The sequence below is a fragment of the Pseudomonas wayambapalatensis genome (assembly GCF_049942315.1).
GTDB lineage: Bacteria > Pseudomonadota > Gammaproteobacteria > Pseudomonadales > Pseudomonadaceae > Aquipseudomonas > Aquipseudomonas wayambapalatensis.
Genome location: NZ_JBNFMU010000229.1, coordinates 22847 through 40826, shown reverse-complemented (window position 1 = coordinate 40826; position 17980 = coordinate 22847). Strand labels below are relative to the sequence as shown.

Here is a 17980-nt window from a genome sequence, read left to right as displayed (position 1 = left end):
GTGGTCGCGCGCCGGGGAAAAAGGAACAATGGGCCAGAAAAAAATTGGAGGAGTGGTTTTTCCCGCAACGCGCCCGCGGGCGGCGCTCGATCTCATAGGCACCCAAAATCTTTCGGCAAGCACCTGTCAGCCTCTACACAACCACTTCGCCTGACGACTTCGGCAGCAACAGCAAAGCGAACCTGCACAGCCACTTGGGTTACCATACCCGCCCTCCGAGACCCCATCTCAAGCGCAGCCCCGACCGGTCGCTTGATTCGACACCAACAGGTCCTCCATGCGTCTGTTTCACACCTCCGACTGGCACCTGGGCCAGAGCCTCCACGGCCAGGAACGCGACTTCGAACACGCCTGCTTCCTCGACTGGCTGCTCGGCCAGCTACGCCTGCGCCAACCCGACGCGCTGCTGATCGCCGGGGATATCTTCGACACGGTCAACCCACCGGTCAAAGCCCAGGAGCGCCTCTACGACTTCATCGTCCAGGCCCACGAACAGCAGCCCAAGCTGGACATCGTGATGATCGCCGGCAACCACGACTCCGGCTCGCGCATCGAATTGCCCGCCGCCCTGATGCGCCGCCTGCGCACCCACGCCCTGGGCCGGGTGCACTGGCTGGACGAAGGCCAGCTCGACGCCGAGCGCCTGCTGATCCCGCTGACCAACGCCCGCGGCAAGGTCTGTGCCTGGTGCCTGGCCCTGCCCTTCCTGCGCCCGGCAGAAGTCACCGGTCCGCAACTGGGCGATGACTACCTGCAGGGCATCACCCAGGTGCACCAGCAGCTGATCGCCGCCGCCCTTGGCAAGCGCAAGAAGGACCAGGCGCTGATCGCCATCAGCCACGCCCACATGGCCGGTGGCTCGATTTCCGAAGACTCCGAGCGCAGCCTGATCATCGGCAACGCCGAAGCCCTGCCGGCGCGGTTGTTCGACAAGGCCATCAGCTATGTCGCCCTGGGCCACCTGCACAAGCCACAGAAGGTCAACCGGGAGAACCGCATCCGCTACAGCGGCGCGCCTATCCCGCTGTCGTTCGCCGAGATCAACTATCCGCACCAGGTACTGGAGATCGAGCTGGACGGCACCGAGCTGCTCAGCGTCGAACCGCGCCTGGTGCCGCGCGCCGTGGCCCTGCAGCGCATGGGCCCGGCACCGCTCGGCGAACTGCTCGAGCAGCTTGCCGACCTGCCAGTGATCGACCTTCTCGAAGACCCCAATCGCCAGCCATGGCTGGAAGTGCGGGTACGCCTGGACGAGCCGCAGCCCGACCTGCGCCAGCAGGTAGAAAGCGCACTGCAGGGCAAGGCGGTGCGCCTGGTGCGCATCAGCGCCGAATATGCCGGGCGCAATGCTCAGGACGAGGACGAACAGGCCTTCGTCGAGCTGTCGCAGATGACCCCGCAGGACCTGTTCGGCCGCGCCTGGGAGCAGGCCTACGGCAGCCCCGTCGATGAACAGATCCTGAGCGACTTCGCCCTGCTGCTGCAGGACGTGCAACTGGAGGAGCAGCCATGAAGATCCTGGCCATCCGCCTGAAGAACCTTGCCTCCCTGGCCGGTCCCATCGATATCGACTTCACTGCCGAGCCCTTGGCCAGCGCCGGGTTGTTCGCCATCACCGGGCCGACCGGCGCAGGCAAGAGCACCCTGCTCGACGCCCTGTGCCTGGCGCTGTTCGGCACGGTGCCACGTCTGAACGAGATCGGCCGCGAAGCCAAGGTGCCGGACGCCGATGGCGACATCCCCACCTCCGATCCGCGCAACCTGCTGCGCCGGGGCACCGGCAGCGGCTTTGCCGAGGTCGATTTCGTCGGCATCGATGGCAAGCGCTACCGCGCCCGCTGGGAGGCCAACCGCGCGCGGGACAAGGCCAACGGCAAATTGCAACACAGCCGCCAGAGCTTCTACGACCTGGACGGCGAACAACTGCTGGCCAGTGGCAAGAACGAATACAAGCAACTGGCCGAAGCCCGCCTGGGGCTGAATTTCGAGCAGTTCACCCGTGCGGTGATGCTGGCCCAGAGTGAGTTCGGTGCCTTCCTCAAGGCGGACGATCGCGAACGTAGCGAACTGCTGGAAAAGCTCACCAACACGGCCATCTATACCCGCCTGGGGCAGCGCGCCTTCACCCGCTCGCGCGAGGCCGCCGAGGCGCTCAAGGCACTTGAGGAGCGCGCCAGCCACTTGCTGCCGCTGGCCGCTGAGGCCCGTGCCGAACTTGACCAGCGCCTGGAGCAGGCGCAACAGCACTTCAAGGGCGAACAGGCGCGCGAGCGGCAGCTTGAACAACAGTGCATCTGGCTCAGCGAACAGCAGCGCCTGCTGGCCCAACACACCGAAGCCAGTGAAGCGCTCAAGGCCGCCGAGCACACCAGCGCCCAGCTCAGCGAGCAGCGTATCGATTTGCAACGCCTGGAGCGCCTGGCCCCCCAGCGCCATCAGTTCCACCGCCAGTTGACCCTGGCCGCCCAGCTCACGCCGCTGGCCGCCGAAATCGCCGAGCAGGTACGCCAGCAGACCGAACTGCACACCCGTATCGGCGAACTGGAGCAGGCGCAGCTCAGCGCACGCGATGCGCTCGCACAAAGCCAGGCGCAGCACAGCGAGAACGCCCCCCGCCTGCGGCAGGCCTTTGCCGCCCAGGACGGCCTCGCCCGCCTCGACCAGGACCTGGCGAAACAGCACTCGGCCTGCCAGCAGGCTGAGCAGGACCTTGCCGAAAGCCAGCAGCACCTGCAGCAGCTGGAACAGAACCAGCAGCGCAGCCTGGAACAACTGGCCCTGATCGACACCGCACTGGCCGACAGCCAACACCTGGCGGGCCTGGCCAATGCCTGGCAGGCCTACCTCCCGCAACTCAAGCAGGTGATGCTGATCGGCAGCCGCCTGGCCAAGGGTCGCGAAGAACTGCCAGGCTTGCAGGCACAGGCCAGCCAGGCCAATACCCAGCTGCAAACCCAGCGCGACAGTTTCGAGTTGCTGTTCCGCGAAGCCAAGGCCGAGCCCCAGGCCCTGGCCGAACAGATCGACCTGCTCGGCGGCATGCTGCAGGACAACCGCAAGCAGCAGCGCGCAGTCGAGGAACTGTCGCGCCTGCACGGTCGCGAGATGGAACTGCGCCAGCAGCTCGACGCCCTGCGTGAGCGGCAGCAACAGGCCATGCAGCAGCGCCAGCAACTGATCGGCGAAGGTACATCGGCCAAGGCCAGGCTGGAAACGGCAGAACAGGCACTCGCCCTCACCCGCCAGTTGCTCGATCGCCAGCGCCTGGCGCGCAACACCAGCGTCGAAGAATTGCGCGGCCAATTGCGCGACGGCGAACCCTGCCCGGTCTGCGGCAGCGCCGAGCATCCGTTCCACCAGCCCGAAGCGCTGCTGCAGAGCCTTGGCCGCCATGACCAGGCCGAAGAAGAAGCCGCGCAGAAACAGGTCGAGACCCTCAACGGCCAACTGGTGGAACTGCGCACCCAATTGGGCGTGGTCAACGCCCAGCTCAAGGATTTCCAGCAGCAGCAACAGCAACTCGGCGAACAGTTGCAACCCTTGGTGGCACAGGTGCAGGCCCACAGTCTGTGGCAAGCCCTGGCACCACAGGACGACAAGGCACGCAGCGTCTGGCTCGACAGCCAGCTGCGGCGCCTGGACGAGGAAATCGGCAAGGACGAGAAACGCCAGAGCGCCCTGCTCGCCCTGCAGAAGGACGCCGCACGCCTCACCCAGCAATTGCAGGCGGCACAAGAAGCCCAGCAACAGGCCCAGCGCCATCTGGACCAACAACACCAAGCCTTGGCCAACGACGAGCAGCAACTGGAGCAAGGGCTGAAGGACCTCGCCAGCGTGCTGCCGGGCGACGTGCTCAAGGCCCTGAGCGACGATCCGACCCACGCTTTCGTCGCCCTCGACCAGCAGATCAGCCAGCGCCTGCAGCAGCTCGAACAGCGCAAGGACGAACAGGAAGAACAGCAGGCGCGCCAACGCCAGTTGGACAAGCTGCGCGATCAGCATCAAGCACGGCTGGACACCCAGGAGCAACTGCGCCAGCAACTCGCCGCCCTCGAGGCCCAGCGACAGCAGGCCCAGGCCGCGCTGGCCGAGTTGCTCGGCGAACAGCCCAGCGCCGAAGCCTGGCAACAGCATATGGATGCGCAACTGGAGCAGGCACGGGCGCTCGACGCCGATACCGCACAACACCTGCAGACGCTGCGCACCCAAGGCGTGCAGTTGGCCAGTGAGCTCAAGGCCAACGGCAATCGCCAGCAGGCACTGGAACAGGAACACCAGCAACTGCACGGCGACATCGCCCAATGGCGCGCCGAACACCCTGAACTGGACGACGTCGGCCTGGAGCGCCTGCTGGCCATCGATAAGGCCGCCGTCAGCGCGCTGCGCCAGCACCTGCAAGATGCCGACAAGGCCGTCGAGCAAGCGCAGGTGCTGTTGCACGAGCGCGAACAGCGTCTGCAACAGCACAGCGCCGAGTCCGCCGTCCAGGCTTCGGCCCAAGACCTGCAGCAGAGCCTTGACGAACTGCGCGAGCAACTGGCCATCCACGAACAGCACTGCGCCGAGCTGCGTGCCCAGCAGGCCGACGACCAGCGTCGCCAAGAGGCGCACCAGGCACTCGCCGAGGACATCGACAAGGCCCGTGGCGAGCGCCAGCGCTGGGGTCGGCTCAATGACCTGATCGGCTCGGCCTCAGGCGATGTGTTTCGCAAGATCGCCCAGGGCTACAACCTCGACCTGCTACTGCACCACGCCAACAACCAGTTGCGCCAGCTGGCCCGGCGCTACCGCCTCAAACGCGGCGGCAGCGCCCTCGGCCTGCTGGTGCTGGATACCGAGATGGGCGATGAACTGCGCTCGGTGCACTCGCTGTCGGGCGGCGAGACCTTCCTGGTCTCGCTGGCATTGGCCTTGGGGCTGGCATCGATGGCCTCCAGCACCCTGCGCATCGAATCGCTGTTCATCGACGAAGGCTTCGGCAGCCTGGACCCCGAGTCACTGCAACTGGCCATGGATGCGCTCGACGGCCTGCAGGCCCAGGGTCGCAAGGTCGCGGTGATTTCCCACGTGCAGGAAATGCATGAGCGTATTCCGGTACAGATCCAGGTGCGTCGCCAGGGCAACGGCCTGAGCGATGTCGAGGTCTGCGGGTGATTCTCTATTCGTTCCGCCGTTGCCCCTGGGCCATGCGTGCGCGCCTGGCCCTGCGCTATGCAGGTTGTGACGTGGAAATTCGCGAGGTGGCGCTCAAGGACAAGCCGGCCGAGCTGCTGGCTCTGTCGCCCAAGGGTACGGTGCCGGTGCTCGATACCGGGGAGCGGGTGCTGGAAGAAAGTCTGGATATCATGCGCTGGGCACTGGCGCATGGCGATCCGCAGGACTGGCGGCTGCTGGCCGATCCGCTGGCGGCTGAACGAGGCGAGGCGTTGATCGCGCGCAATGACCGGGATTTCAAGGCACAGGTCAACCTGTACAAGTACGCCGAGCGCTACCCGGAGCATTCACGCGAACACTACCGCCAGCAGGCCGAGGCCTGGCTGGCGGAGCTCGAAGGCCTGCTCGAGAACAGGCCTTTCCTGCTGGCAGACCACCCAAGCCTGGTCGATTCCGCGTTGCTGCCACTGCTGCGCCAGTTCGCCGGGGTCGAACCTCAGTGGTTCGCCGAGGCGGCTTATCCGCGGGTGCGGAGCTGGTTGCAGGGATGGCTGGACTCAAGCCTGTTCAAGGCAGTCATGGCTCGGTGAAACAACCTTTTCTGTGCCAGGTCGGACTTGTTTCCAGCCGTCCGGCGGCCTGAACCGATAGGGAATAAACCCATGTCAGTTCGGCACCGTCCAAGTTGACATGCCCATGACCTGTCATTTTTGCCAGTGGTCAATAACGCGCATAGCGCAGTAGATTCCTCGTAAACCGCATCAACATGCGGTGTTATCTGAGGATGGATCCGATGAAAAAACTACTCGCCAGCCTGACACTTCTCGCTGCCACCAACGCTTGGGCAATGGATGCCAACGAAGAAGCCGGCCCATCACCCTCTGAATTTCCCACCGATTTCCTGGTGTATTCGGTGACTTGGCAACCCTCTTTCTGTGAAATGGAAAAACTCAGGAAGCCCCAGGACAAATGGGCTGCGGGTTGTGAGAACGCGCCACAGGCCTTCCTCACCCATGGAATCTGGCCTTACAGCAAAAGCATTGAGCCCAAGAACAATCGCCACCCACAATTCTGTGAGGCCCTGTCCAAATGTACGGGCAAGGAATGCACGATCTCCGACGAGCAGATGCAAGCAGTCCTGAAGATTCCCAAGCTGGCCAACATGGTCACGCAGCGACCAGAAGGTATGTTTCGCCATGAGTGGAGCAAGCATGGCAGTTGCTCGGGCCAGGAATTGCATAGCTATTTCGCGGACTTCGTGAATTTGCGCACCGTGGTGAAGTACGACCAATCCAAGTTCAATCAAATGATCGGGAAAGACACGCCTTTCGCCGAGATCAAATCCGCTTTCCCAGAGAACACCTCATTCCGCTGCTACCAAGAGCAGGGTAAGCAATACCTGCATGAAGTCTTCTACTTGATTGATCGCCAAGGAAACCCCTACAACGGCGAAAAGAACCTGCAAATCGGTGTCGCTTGCAACGACAAGGCACCTACCCATATTCCTGGCGGCAAGCCGCATGAAATCTGAAAGGTCTCTGCCAACGGCGAACACCTTTCACGCATTACTGGGCTGAACACCGCGTTGCTGCCATTGCTGCGCCAGTTCGCCGGGGTCGAACCTCAGTGGTTCGCCGAGGCGGCTTATCCGCGGGTGCGGAGCTGGTTGCAGGGATGGCTGGCATCGGACCTGTTCAAGGCGATCATGGTCCGCTGAAAAACCAATTGACCAGGTTCCTGTGGGAGTAGGCTTGCTCGCGAACACCGGCGGAGTCGGTGCCATGGCACCGTGGTGACTGCTTCGCCAGCAAGCCCGCTCCCACAAGAACCTGTCAGGGGTCGATCAGTTGCTGTGCTTGACACTCAGGGCTGCGTGGAAGTGGGCACTCTGGCGCAGGTACTGCTCGGTGTAGCTGTGGGTTTCGGCAGCCTTGCTGCGGCTTTCCGACTGGGCATGGACCGGCAGCACGACGGAAGCGGAAATGGCGGAAGCGGCAATGACCGGGAAGAGATTGAAGTTCATCGGAGTGTCCTCGTCTTCGGTGTTTGACAGTGGCCCTCTTGGGCCTTGGGTCAAACTTACGCCGACGAGGCGCTTGGCTGAAATTCATTGCAGCAGTAGCGATTATCACGCCGATTGATAGTCAATCGAGAAACTTCAGGTCCGAAGGCGCGTCCTGGGGCAGTGTCTGCACCGTTTCGCCAAGCTTGCCAGTACGCGGATCGCAGCGCATGACCACGATCTGGCTGCTCTTCTGGTTGGCCACCAACAGGAAGTTGCCGCTTGGGTCCAGAGTGAATTCGCGTGGGTGATCGCCTTCCACCGAGCGACGCTGCAACAAGGTCAACTGACCGTCGTCCTTGCCCACGGCGTAGACCACGATCTGATTGGCGCTGCCGCGGTTGCTGACGTACAGGAAACGTCCGTCGGCGGACAAGTGCAGGCCACCCGCGGCCTTGGCGGCAGGATCGCTGCTGTCGGTCAACGGCAGGCGCTGACGCTCATGCAACGCACCGTCCAGAACATCGAAGGTCACCACCTCGGCACTCATTTCCAGCGTGAGGTAAGCATGCCGGCCCTTGGCATCGAACAGCAGGTGCCGTGGCCCGCTGCCTGGCGGCAAGCTGACGAATGCGGGTATCGCCGGGCTCAACGGCAGGTCGGCACTGGCGCCGTCGTAGCGGTAGATGAACACCTTGTCGGCCCCCAAGTCACTGGCATACAGGTGGCGGCCATCGGGCGACTGGACCACCGAATGCACATGAGCACCGGCCTGGCGCTCGGGGTTGACCTTGCTAGGGGCATGGCGCAACTGCTGTAGCGCCGCCTTGAGCTTGCCGTCACGCGCCACCGGGACCACCACCAGGCTACCGCCAGGATCGGGCGCCACGGCGTAGTTGGCGACGAACAGGTAGCGCTGGTCGTGACTGAGGCTGGCGTGGGTCGGTTCGTCACCCAGACTGGCGACCTGGTTCAGCGGCGTGATCTCGCCATTGGCACTCACCGCGAAGCTGCTGAGGTGCCCCATGGGCGTTTCGTTCACCGCGAACAGTTGCCGCTGGTCGGCCGACAGCACCAGCCACGACGGGCTGACAGCCTTGACCACCTGCCGGGCTGGCGTGGCGATCTGACCACTGCGCGGGTCGAATTGATAACGGTAGATGCCTTGGCTGGCACCCTCGGTGTAACTGCCGACCAGCAAGGTGGCAGCGTGGGTGTGGATCGACAGGCTCATCAGACTAGCGGTCAGCAGGCGCTTCCAGGTCAGCTTCATCTTCGTCATCTTCCGGGGCGCGAAACGCACTCATCAAGACTAGACGGTGTTCTGCTTGGGCGTCGTGGAGCAACCAATCGTTCCCTTCTGCGCGGGCGGCAGCCATTTGCTCGGGGGTGAAACTCCAGCGGCGCAACTGGCGGCCGTCCATGCATTCAATCATGAGGCCGGAAGTGTCGCAGGTGAACTCGAAGGCGTGCAGGCCATCGATCAGGAGCATGTCGCAGGTTTGCAGTGCGGTCGCGAGAGGGGGCATGGGGGCACCTTGGGCTAGGAAGGTGGCCATTATATCTTCGGATCACTTCTTCGGATCACTGCAAGAGGCCTTGAAACCGTGCAGGAGCGGCCTTGCGCCGCTCCTGCACCAATAGCGTCGGTTTCCTCAATGGGCGAAGATCGAGCCACCCTCCTTGCCCACCATCTTCTCGGGCTTGATCAGGAACCGCGCCAGGGCCGGCAGCAGCCACAGCGCGCCGAACATGTTCCACAGCAGCATGAAGGTCAGCATCAGGCCCATGTCGGCCTGAAACTTGATCGCCGAGAAGATCCAGGTGCACACGCCGATCGCCAGGCACAGGCCAGTGAACAGCACCGCCTTGCCGGTGGAGCGCAGGGTCTCGTAATAGGCTTCCTGCAGCGGCAGGCCCGCGCGCAGGAAGCTTTCCAGGCGGCTGTAGATGTAGATGCCGTAGTCCACACCGATGCCCACGCCCAGGGCGACCACCGGCAGCGTCGCAACCTTCACGCCAATGCCCATGAACGCCATCAGGGCGTTGCCCAGCACCGAGGTCAGGACCAGCGGCAGGACGATGCACAAGGTGGCGGCGAAGGAGCGGAAGGTGATCATGCACATCACCGCCACGCAGATATAGACCAGGATCAGGATGGTCAGCTCGGCCGACTTGATCACCTCGTTGGTGGCCGCCTCGATGCCGGCGTTACCGGCCGCCATGAGGAACTGCAGGCCTTCCTTGTTGTGCGCATCGGCGAAGGTCTTGGCTGCAGCGGTGACGCGCTCGAGGGTCTCGGCCTTGTGGTCGTTGAGGAACACCAGCACCGGCGCCAGCGAGCAGTCGGCGTTGTACAGGCCATCGGCACGGGCGATGGAGTTGTTGAGGATGTCCGGGTTGCGCGAGAGGGTCTCCCACTTCAGGCTGCCCTCGTTCATGCCCTTGATCACCTGCTTGGACACGGTCACCAGGGAGATGGTCGACTGCACCCCCGGGGTGTTGTCCATGGTCCACATCAGTTCGTCGATCGGCGCCATGGTCGAGTGGATCGAGCAGCTCTCGGCCGGGGTCTTGACCATGATCACCAGTACATCCGAACTGGTCGAGTAGTTGTTGATGATGAAGCTGTTGTCCTGGTTGTAGCGCGAATCCGGACGCAGCTCCGGCGCGCCTTGGTCGAGGTCGCCGATCTTCAGGTTCTGGCTGTACCAGAGCCCGCCGGCAAAGGCGACCAGCGCGAGTGCGATCGACACCGGCGCCACCTTGGGGCTGGCGAAGTTCGACAACAGGCGCCAGAACGGATGCTCGCAGACCGCATCCTTCTTGCTGCGGGCGATGGCCTTCTGGCTGATGCCGACATAGCTGATCGCGACCGGCAGCAGGATCAGGTTGGTGAAGACGATCACCGCCACACCGATCGAGGCCCCGATGGCCAGCTCACGGATCACGCCAATGTCGATGATCAGCAGGGTAATGAAGCCCACTGCATCGGCGAGAATGGCGATCATCCCCGGCAGGAACAGCTGGCGGAAGGTGCGCCGCGCGGCGGTCAGGGCGTTGTCGGCATCGCTGGACTGCAAGGCGATACCGTTGATCTTCTGCACCCCGTGGGAAATGCCGATGGCGAAGATCAGGAACGGCACCAGCATCGAGTACGGATCGAGACCGAAGCCGACCGCGTGCATCAGCCCAAGCTGCCACACCACCGCCACCAGGGTGGTGATGAGCACGGCGATGGTGCTGCGGATGCACCAGGTGAACCAGTACAGCAACGCCCAGGTGATGACCAGCGCCACCCCGAAGAACATCGCCACCATCACCAGGCCGTCGATCAGGTCACCGACCTTCTTGGCGAAACCGACGATATGGATCTTCACGTTCGGGTTCTGCGCCTGGAACTTGTCGCGGATCTTCTCTTCCAGCTGGTGGGAGAATTTCTGGTAGTCCAGCTTGGTCAGCTTGCCCGGGTCCTGCGGGTCGGGGAAGTTTTCCAGCAGCGGAATGTCGACGATGCTCGACTTGAAGTTGTTGGCCACCAGCCGCCCGACCTGGCCAGACTTGAGCACGTTGTCACGCAAGGTGTCGAGGCTGTCCTGCGAGCCGTTGTAGGTGTTGGGGATGACTTCGCCGCCGGAGAAACCTTCCTCGGTCACTTCGCTCCAGCGCACGCTCGGGCTCCACAGCGACTTCAACCCGGCACGGTCGACGCCGGGGATGTAGAACACCTCGTCGTGGATCTGGCGCAGGGTCTCCATGTAGTCCTTGTCGAAGATGTCGCCATTGACCGCCTCGACCGAGATGCGCACGGTGTTGCCGAGGTTGGCCAGGTCATTGCGGTGCTCCATCATCTGTTCGATGAACGGATGCTGCAGCGGGATCATCTTCTCGAAGCTGGTGGAGGGGCGAATCTGCGTGGCCTGCCAGAACAGGAAGATGCTCACCAGCACGCACAGGGCGATGACCACGGGGCGGTTGTTGAAGATCAGCCGCTCGAGCAGGGTGGCCTTGTCCTTGTGGTGGGGCATGTTGAAATTCTCCGGACGGGTCATGGCCGAGCCTCCTCGGCGCCTTCAGCAGTGGCCAGGTGTATGCCACCCTGCCCCACCAGCAGCAGGCCGCCATCGACCAGGCCGCTGACACCGGCCAGCGCGATGCGGTCGGCGCGGTTGTACACCGTGAACGTCTGGCCATCGTCGCGGCTGCGCAGCACGCTGCCACCATTGCCGACCACGACGAGGCTGCCATCTTCGAGAAGCGTAGCGTTAGCCAGGCCGAATTCGAGCGGACCCCGCCCGGCCTCCAGCGGGATGGCTTGCCAGGTGTCGCCAAAGTCGGTGGAGCGCAACAGGTTGCCGCGCAGTCCGTAGGCCAGCAGCGTGCGCGCTTGCCCGGTGCCGGTCACGCCGAACAGCGAGCCCTCGTAGGGGCTTTCGACATGCGACCAGGTCTGGCCGTCGTCGCTGGAGCGGAACATGCTGCCCTGCTCGCCCACGATGAACAGGCCGGCATCCTTCACCTGGGTGATGCCATTGAGGTGCAACTGGTCGGGGTTGTCGAGACGCTCGGCGACGTCCTGCCAGTTCTGCCCACCGTCGGTGGTTTCCAGCAGCGCGCCATAGGCGCCGACGGCGAAGCCGTGCTGGGCATCGATGAAACGCACATCGAGCAGCGGGGCTTCACGGGAGAGGTCTTCGAACTGCTTGCTCCAGGTCGCACCGCCGTCGCTGCTGGCGAGAATCTGCGCGTCATGACCGACCGCCCAGCCACGCTTGTCGTCGAGGAAGAACACGGCAGTGAGCAGTTGACGGGTGGGTACCCGGGCCTGGGTCCAGGTCTTGCCCTGGTCGTCGGAGAACAGGATATGGCCGCGATCGCCGACCACCACCAGGCGTTTGCCGGCGTGTACGGCGTCGATCAGCAGGCTCTGGCTGGCCTTGGCCGATTCCACCGAGTATTCAGCGACGGCCGCGGCCTGTGCGGTGCCTGTCCATGTGCCCAGCGCCAGTAACGCGCTGGCCGTCAACGCCAAGGCTCCGCGCCTGGCATCCGCCCTCAGCCATTCCCTCATGACCGCCCCCTGTTGTGTTCTTGTAGTGGGTCAATGCCTTGCAGGTACTGCGAAAACCCTTGATCCAGAGCCCTGCAATAGCTTTGGGCCATCCTATCGGGGAAGATCGCGCGAACACAACGGGCGGGACGTTATGTTTTGTTAACCGCCCCATCGCTGCACGGGATACTGGGATGCTTTCCCCGCGAACGAGTGCTGTGCCGTGCCCTCCGCGCCGCTACGCATCCGGGAAATCTCCCACAACACTAAAGGAAGCCGCTGGCAAGACGCTTATTCCCCATCGCATTACGGTCTTTTCTGACTGCCTCCGAACGCTTTACCCGTTCACAGAGACATGCAGAACCCGACAAGGACCGTTTATGCCAAGCCAATCCGACTTGCGCTTCACCTTCACGCCCCTGGCAGGCAGCGCTGAATTCGAGGTGGTGTCGTTCACGCTCGATGAAACCGTCAGCACGCCATTTCAGTTGACACTCGATCTGGTCAGCCACGAAAACGACATCGACTTCGGCCATCTACTCGATAAACCCGCATTGTTCACCCTCTGGCAAGGCGCACGACCGGTACGTTATGTCCACGGCCTGGTCAGCAGCTTCAGTCAGGGTGAAAGCGGCTTTCAGCGCACCTTCTATCACGCTCGGGTAGAGCCACAGCTGGCCCGCGCAAGGCTGCGCTCGAACTGGCGCATCTTCCAGCACAAGACGGTCCCGCAGATTCTCCAACTGATGCTCGAACGCCAGGGCATCACGCGATTCGAAATCAGCACCGTGCTCGACCACCAGGTCCGTGAGTTCTGTGTACAGGCAGGGGAGACGGACCTCGACTTCATGGCTCGCCTCGCGGCCGAAGAGGGCTTGGTCTACCGCTTCGCCCACAGCGCCAAGCACCACACGTTGCTCATCACTGATCGTCTGCTGTCGATGGGAACGCTCACCCGCAGCGCCATCCAGGCCGATGACCAGGATCCATTCGATGACGACACACCCGGCGCCGCCTATACAGTGCTCTACCATTGCACCGGCGGTGGCGATCCGGAACAACCATGCCTGCGCAAGCTTCGCTACAGCGAGCAGGTCCGTACCGCACGGCAGGTGCAACGCGACCATACCTTCACACACCCGGCCTACCGCCAGGAGCACAGGGCGTGCGCGCCCGCCAGTCATCTGGCCCACCAATCGTCGAACTACGAACGCTTCGACTACCCCGGTCGCTACAAGCGTTACAAGGTCGGCAAGCCATTCACCGAAACCCGCATCAGCGCCCTGCGGCACGACGCCCGCATCGCCGAAGTCGAAGGTGATGACATACGCCTGCAACCAGGCCTGGGCTTCACGCTCACCGATCATCCGCGAGACGACTTCAACGTCCACTGGCGAGTCATCGGCCTGACCCACACGGGCAAGCAGTTCACCAGCCTGCAGGAGGAAGCAAGCCGCGCGGACCAGGGCACGCATTACCAGCACACCGCAGTGCTGGTCCCGGGGCTGGACGAGTGGCGCCCTGCCCCGCTGGACAAACCTCGCATCGACGGCCCGCACATGGCTACCGTCGTCGGACCACCTGGCGAGGAGATCTATTGCGACCAATGGGGACGCGTCAAAGTCAGCTTCCCGTGGGACCGTGAAAGCCACGACAACGAGTTCAGTTCCTGCTGGGTACGCGTCTCGCAGGGTTGGGCCGGGGGCAGTTGGGGATCTATGGCCATCCCGCGCATCGGCAATGACGTGATCATCCACTACGTCAATGGCGACCCCGATCAGCCCATGATCACCGGCCGCACCTACTGCGGCACCCAGCTGCCGCCCTACGACCTGCCCGACCACAAGACGCGCATGACCATCAAGAGCCAGACCCACAAAGGCAACGGCTTCAATGAACTGCGTTTCGAGGATGAACTGGGCTGCGAAGAAGTGTTCATTCATGCCCAGAGGAATATGAACACCAAGGTGCTTCATGACGACCAGCGCATCGTCGGCAACGACCGGACCACCAAGACTGGCCGTGATGCGCAGTCCAGCATTGCCCGGGACGAGACGACCAGCACAGGGCGTGACCGCCGCGATCATGTGCATCAGGACAGTTTCACCACCATCGACCGCAACGCGGTGCGCGACATCGGCAATGCCAGCAAGGAAACCGTCGGCACAGACCAGCATTTCACGGTAGGGCGAAACCAGACACTCATCGTCGAAGGTACTCGCACCCTCGAGATCCGCACCGGCCAACGCTTGCTGACCCCCTCCTACATGCTCCAGGGCACCGAGCGCATCCATATTCGTGGCCCCAGCGGCAAGATTGTCTTCGATGCCGACGGCATCACGATCGAAGCGACGAATATCCGCTTCAACGGCAACGTCACCTACCAGACGCCTGCAAACGCCCAGACCGACGCGATCGAAGCGGCGATCCGCGAGGGTTCTCCACTGATCGAGGAATGCCCCTTCAGCGAGAAGGGGGGCGCATGAGTTTTATTGCGCAGTTGCGCGAATGCGGGCTCGGAACAGAGCCTGCCAGCGGCCATCTGTACCTGCTCGCAGAAGCCTCCGCCCACCCAGGGTTGATAGGGCACCTGGAGTTCCAGGGCGCAAGCCACCTGTGCCTCTGGCATCTGGAACCGGGGAGCGGGCTGGAAAAACATGCCCCATGGCTGTTCCAGCTTACCCCCGACAGCGCCCTTGATACCTGGCTAGGTTCCGCGCACGGCGGCCTGGGCTGCACGGTGATCGAGACCGATGCAGCGATTGCAGCACTGGGGCGGCACCTGCGCCGGTTCAGCAAGATCCAGCAGGGCAAAAAACGCTATTTCCTGCGTCTGGGTGACCCCGGATCGCTGAGCTTCTATGTCGCGTCACTGGCAAGGCAGCCGAGTGCACTCGCGCAGTTGTTCGATCATGGGCGTCTGCGCACGCTTTATTTCCATGACCCGAAAACCGAGCTGGCAATGGCTGCACAACCATTGTTCGAGCAAGCAGCGGACACGTGCGAGCAGATGGGCTGTCTGGCCTGGCGGTTTCCTCGAGCGAAGGACACACCATGAAGCTGCCGCCTCTGGAACTCGAGGCTGTACGCAAAGCCATGCTGCATGCCAACAACCGCCGCCTTTCTCGAAGCCTGCTGGCAACGCTCGGGCCTTCGCTGGCCACACTGCATACCCGTCCCGAACGCGTGCCGCTGCTGGTCGCCTGCGTAACCGAGCTACTCGAGCATACCGAGGCCTACCACCCTGGTGACTACAGCATCCTGGTCCTGCCTCATTTCCTCCTGGGGCTGGGGTGGTGGAAAGACCCGGCCTGCGAGCTGCTGGCACACGTCGATCAAGCCCCCGGCATGCGCCAGCAGGAGCGGCTGGCCCTGTTGACCGAGCACACGATCAACCATCGCCAGCAGTTGGAGAAGCAGCTATCGCGCATGCATGACATCACCCTGTCCATGCTCGAGGCCCCAGCGCAAAGCGAAGATCCCAACCACCTCTGGTACGCCCTCGAGCAACTGATGACGCTGCGTGGTATCGCATGCGAAACGCAGCAGGCCAGTTATCGCCTGTACGAGGCAGATGCCTACGCCAGGTACGCGCTGGCCCGCCCCTCGCCCCAGGAACTCAGCGGCAACCAACTACTGGGCTACCAGCATTACGGCATACGGATTCCGCAGCCATCCGACGACCTGCGAAAGCTTGCCCCCCTCTCACGCCATCACGTGTTGTTGCACATCGCGCTAGCGATCACGTTCGGCCGCTATTTCCACCATAACCCTTTGTTCAGTTCATGGGTCAAGCCGCTGGATGAACTGCAATGCCCGCGCGAAAGAGGCCGGCAGTTGGCCCGGGAACTGATCGCTCACCAGCAAGCACTCAAGGACAACTTCTCGCATGCCTGAACCCCTCCCGAACTCTGGCCTGGAACGGTTGCGCCAGGATGTGCGCAACGGCGCCCTGCCCGCTCCAGCCAGTGTCTGCATTCCCTGCTCGCTCCCCGGCGCACTGTTTTCGCTCGATGGCATGGACGGTTGCGACTCGCTGCTGGGCATCCCCTCCGGCGATGGCGTCGGCCCAGGCTGGTTCCGCAACAACCCGTGGATCCGCGACCACGCCCGCAACTACCGCGATACGTTTCTGCAACAAGTGCTGGAACACGCCGGCACGACCCTGGGCGATGCCTGGCTCGCCGAGTTCCATGCGTTCGTCAGCCGCGAAAAATTCGAACTGCTGTGCGTCGATGAGCAGATCCGGGACAACGACCTGGCGCCGCCGGTGCTCGACCACATGGGTGTCCGTACCCATGACGGGCTCGGCTTCGAACTGCAGCGCAACTTCCTGTTCCTGGCCGGCAAGCTCTATTTCGCCACATTCACCCACGCCAGCTGGGCTGAAGCTGCGCGCGAGGAATACCTCGACGACAACGGCGAGCGTCGGATCAGCCCGCCGTATACCTGGCATAGCCCCACCGGCCTGTATCCCATCGCCGACGCGTGCGAGCAATTGGCACGGCATTTCATCGAGGCCAAGGCCAGCGCGCGCTTTTGGGCAAGCGTGGCAGGCGCTGGCGAAGCCGCCCTCGGCGTGTTGGCGATGATACCGGTAGTACGTGGCATCACCGGTGGTGTGACCGTGGGCCGTTATGCCTTCGCCGCCATCGAAGCCGCGCTGGCCGCCGATGCCATCGTCGATGGCAGCAGCCGCATGATCACCGGCGAGGGCTTGAGCATCGGCGAGCGATTCTTCACCGACCTGGCCCGCCTGGCCAACCCTGACACCGCCGAAGCCCGCGGCAAGCAGGTGTTCATGGCCATCAATCTCGCGCTGTTGCTGCCCGCGGCCTACGGTGGCGCCCGTTGGCTCATGCACAAGGTCCGCCCCGGCAGCGTGACCACTGTGCGCCTGGACGACACCGCCTTGAGCGAAGACGCGGTCCGACGGCTGGGCAGGCGCACGGCGGGCGAAATCAACGTACTGGAAACCCGTATCGACCGACGCGTGGTTGACGGCGGCCTGCCAGTGCGCGCCAGCGAGCTCCATTCAGTGGAGCGCAACGCCAGCCTGGTAGGCCTGGACGTCACCGGCGGCAAGGCCGACTACCAGTACATGGCCACCACCCTGCGCGACCGCCTGGTGGCGTTGATCCAGCACAGCGTCGGGCCGGTGCGCATGGGCGGCAGCCTGACCCGGGTGGTCGCCGATGCCGGCGAAGAAGCCCTGGCAGCGGCGTTGGTCAGTCACTGGAAGGTCAAGCCCGAGAACATCCTCGGGCTCAGCACCCAACCCGGCAAGGCCAGCCAGTTCGGGCTGAAGAACAGGAGCGATCAAGGCATCGACATGCTGGTATACGTGCCGCCACCGCCGTCGATGACCGTGAGGAATCCCACTACCGGGGCCATGCGCCATCACATCGATGGGATCAAAGGGACGGCACCGGTGGAAGAGTTGAGGTTCGAGGAAGGGACGTTGTTGGTGATCGAGGTGAAGACGACGCTGGGGAAGAGTAGGACGCCTGGTTTTTTAAAAACGCAGGCAAGAGGAGGCAAACAAAACATGCAGCGAATCGAAAGCCTCATAAGAAAACAGCGTCAGGGATGGGAAGAAGCTTCCTTGAAAGCAATGGATCCTGACTTCACATCAAAATTGACTGCCATCCGAAAGAGCACGCTCGAAGGCAAGACACTTCACATACACGCCCAGGTCTTCTTTGACCCTAAAGGCCAACCAAGTACGCTGATAAAAAATGCTAACGGCATCCAACTAAACCACTGGAACTAAC

Annotated in this window: 13 protein-coding genes and 1 pseudogene; 9 read left to right on the top strand and 5 right to left on the bottom strand. The window is 63.1% G+C overall.

All coding sequences use genetic code 11. The features are described from left to right. Positions 1 to 277: 277 nt before the first annotated feature. From ACPZMI_RS22380 to ACPZMI_RS22360, 5 genes and pseudogenes are all read left to right on the top strand, one after another. Entirely contained in the window at positions 278 to 1513 is a 1236-nt protein-coding gene (locus ACPZMI_RS22380; RefSeq protein WP_426353103.1) for an exonuclease SbcCD subunit D C-terminal domain-containing protein, read from the top strand. Further along, the gene (locus ACPZMI_RS22375) at positions 1510 to 5154 is read left to right on the top strand and encodes an AAA family ATPase (protein ID WP_426353102.1); all 3645 of its coding nucleotides are present in this window, start codon (positions 1510 to 1512) and stop codon (positions 5152 to 5154) included. The genes ACPZMI_RS22380 and ACPZMI_RS22375 overlap by 4 nt, the downstream gene beginning before the upstream one ends. Beyond that, positions 5151 to 5744, top strand: a complete 594-nt coding sequence (locus tag ACPZMI_RS22370) for a glutathione S-transferase (protein ID WP_426353101.1) — start codon at positions 5151 to 5153, stop codon at positions 5742 to 5744. The genes ACPZMI_RS22375 and ACPZMI_RS22370 overlap by 4 nt, the downstream gene beginning before the upstream one ends. Positions 5745 to 5947: 203 nt before the next feature. Continuing rightward, positions 5948 to 6685: a ribonuclease T2 family protein gene (locus ACPZMI_RS22365; RefSeq protein WP_426353100.1), complete on the top strand. Its 738-nt coding sequence runs from the start codon at positions 5948 to 5950 to the stop codon at positions 6683 to 6685. Between the two features lie 45 nt (positions 6686 to 6730). After that, positions 6731 to 6871, top strand: a pseudogene (locus tag ACPZMI_RS22360) (glutathione S-transferase family protein); the annotation flags it as partial. A 126-nt stretch (positions 6872 to 6997) separates the two neighbouring features. On the opposite strand, the gene ACPZMI_RS22355 reads toward ACPZMI_RS22360, so the two are convergent. The 5 genes from ACPZMI_RS22355 to ACPZMI_RS22335 form a co-directional block, all read right to left on the bottom strand. After that, positions 6998 to 7177 (bottom strand): hypothetical protein, encoded by a 180-nt coding sequence (locus tag ACPZMI_RS22355; RefSeq protein WP_288375321.1) that lies wholly within the window; start codon positions 7175 to 7177, stop codon positions 6998 to 7000. Positions 7178 to 7298: 121 nt separating this feature from the next. Next, positions 7299 to 8429 carry a lactonase family protein gene (locus ACPZMI_RS22350; RefSeq protein WP_426353099.1) on the bottom strand — a complete coding sequence of 377 codons (1131 nt, stop codon included), beginning with the start codon at positions 8427 to 8429 and terminating at the stop codon, positions 7299 to 7301. Next, positions 8395 to 8685, bottom strand: coding sequence for a DUF5629 family protein (locus ACPZMI_RS22345; RefSeq protein ID WP_186666759.1), 291 nt, complete (start codon positions 8683 to 8685; stop codon positions 8395 to 8397). The genes ACPZMI_RS22350 and ACPZMI_RS22345 overlap by 35 nt, the downstream gene beginning before the upstream one ends. A 126-nt stretch (positions 8686 to 8811) precedes the next feature. Then, positions 8812 to 11184 carry an efflux RND transporter permease subunit gene (locus ACPZMI_RS22340; RefSeq protein WP_411384457.1) on the bottom strand — a complete coding sequence of 791 codons (2373 nt, stop codon included), beginning with the start codon at positions 11182 to 11184 and terminating at the stop codon, positions 8812 to 8814. A gap of 20 nt (positions 11185 to 11204) precedes the next feature. After that, on the bottom strand, positions 11205 to 12227 hold the full coding sequence (locus ACPZMI_RS22335) for a WD40/YVTN/BNR-like repeat-containing protein (RefSeq protein WP_426353098.1): 1023 nt from the start codon (positions 12225 to 12227) through the stop codon (positions 11205 to 11207). A gap of 359 nt (positions 12228 to 12586) precedes the next feature. On the opposite strand from ACPZMI_RS22335, the gene ACPZMI_RS22330 reads away from it, so the two are divergent. From ACPZMI_RS22330 to ACPZMI_RS22315, 4 genes are read left to right on the top strand one after another with little or no spacing between them, the layout of a single operon-like run. Then, positions 12587 to 14692 carry a type VI secretion system Vgr family protein gene (locus ACPZMI_RS22330; RefSeq protein ID WP_426353097.1) on the top strand — a complete coding sequence of 702 codons (2106 nt, stop codon included), beginning with the start codon at positions 12587 to 12589 and terminating at the stop codon, positions 14690 to 14692. Beyond that, a complete protein-coding gene (locus ACPZMI_RS22325) occupies positions 14689 to 15264 on the top strand; it encodes a DUF4123 domain-containing protein (protein ID WP_426353096.1) in 576 nt (191 codons plus the stop codon). The genes ACPZMI_RS22330 and ACPZMI_RS22325 overlap by 4 nt, the downstream gene beginning before the upstream one ends. Further along, positions 15261 to 16103 carry a hypothetical protein gene (locus tag ACPZMI_RS22320; protein ID WP_411384092.1) on the top strand — a complete coding sequence of 281 codons (843 nt, stop codon included), beginning with the start codon at positions 15261 to 15263 and terminating at the stop codon, positions 16101 to 16103. The genes ACPZMI_RS22325 and ACPZMI_RS22320 overlap by 4 nt, the downstream gene beginning before the upstream one ends. Next, positions 16096 to 17979, top strand: a complete 1884-nt coding sequence (locus ACPZMI_RS22315) for a hypothetical protein (RefSeq protein WP_426353095.1) — start codon at positions 16096 to 16098, stop codon at positions 17977 to 17979. Before ACPZMI_RS22320 ends, ACPZMI_RS22315 begins: the two co-directional genes overlap by 8 nt. The last annotated feature ends 1 nt before the right edge of the window (position 17980 follow it).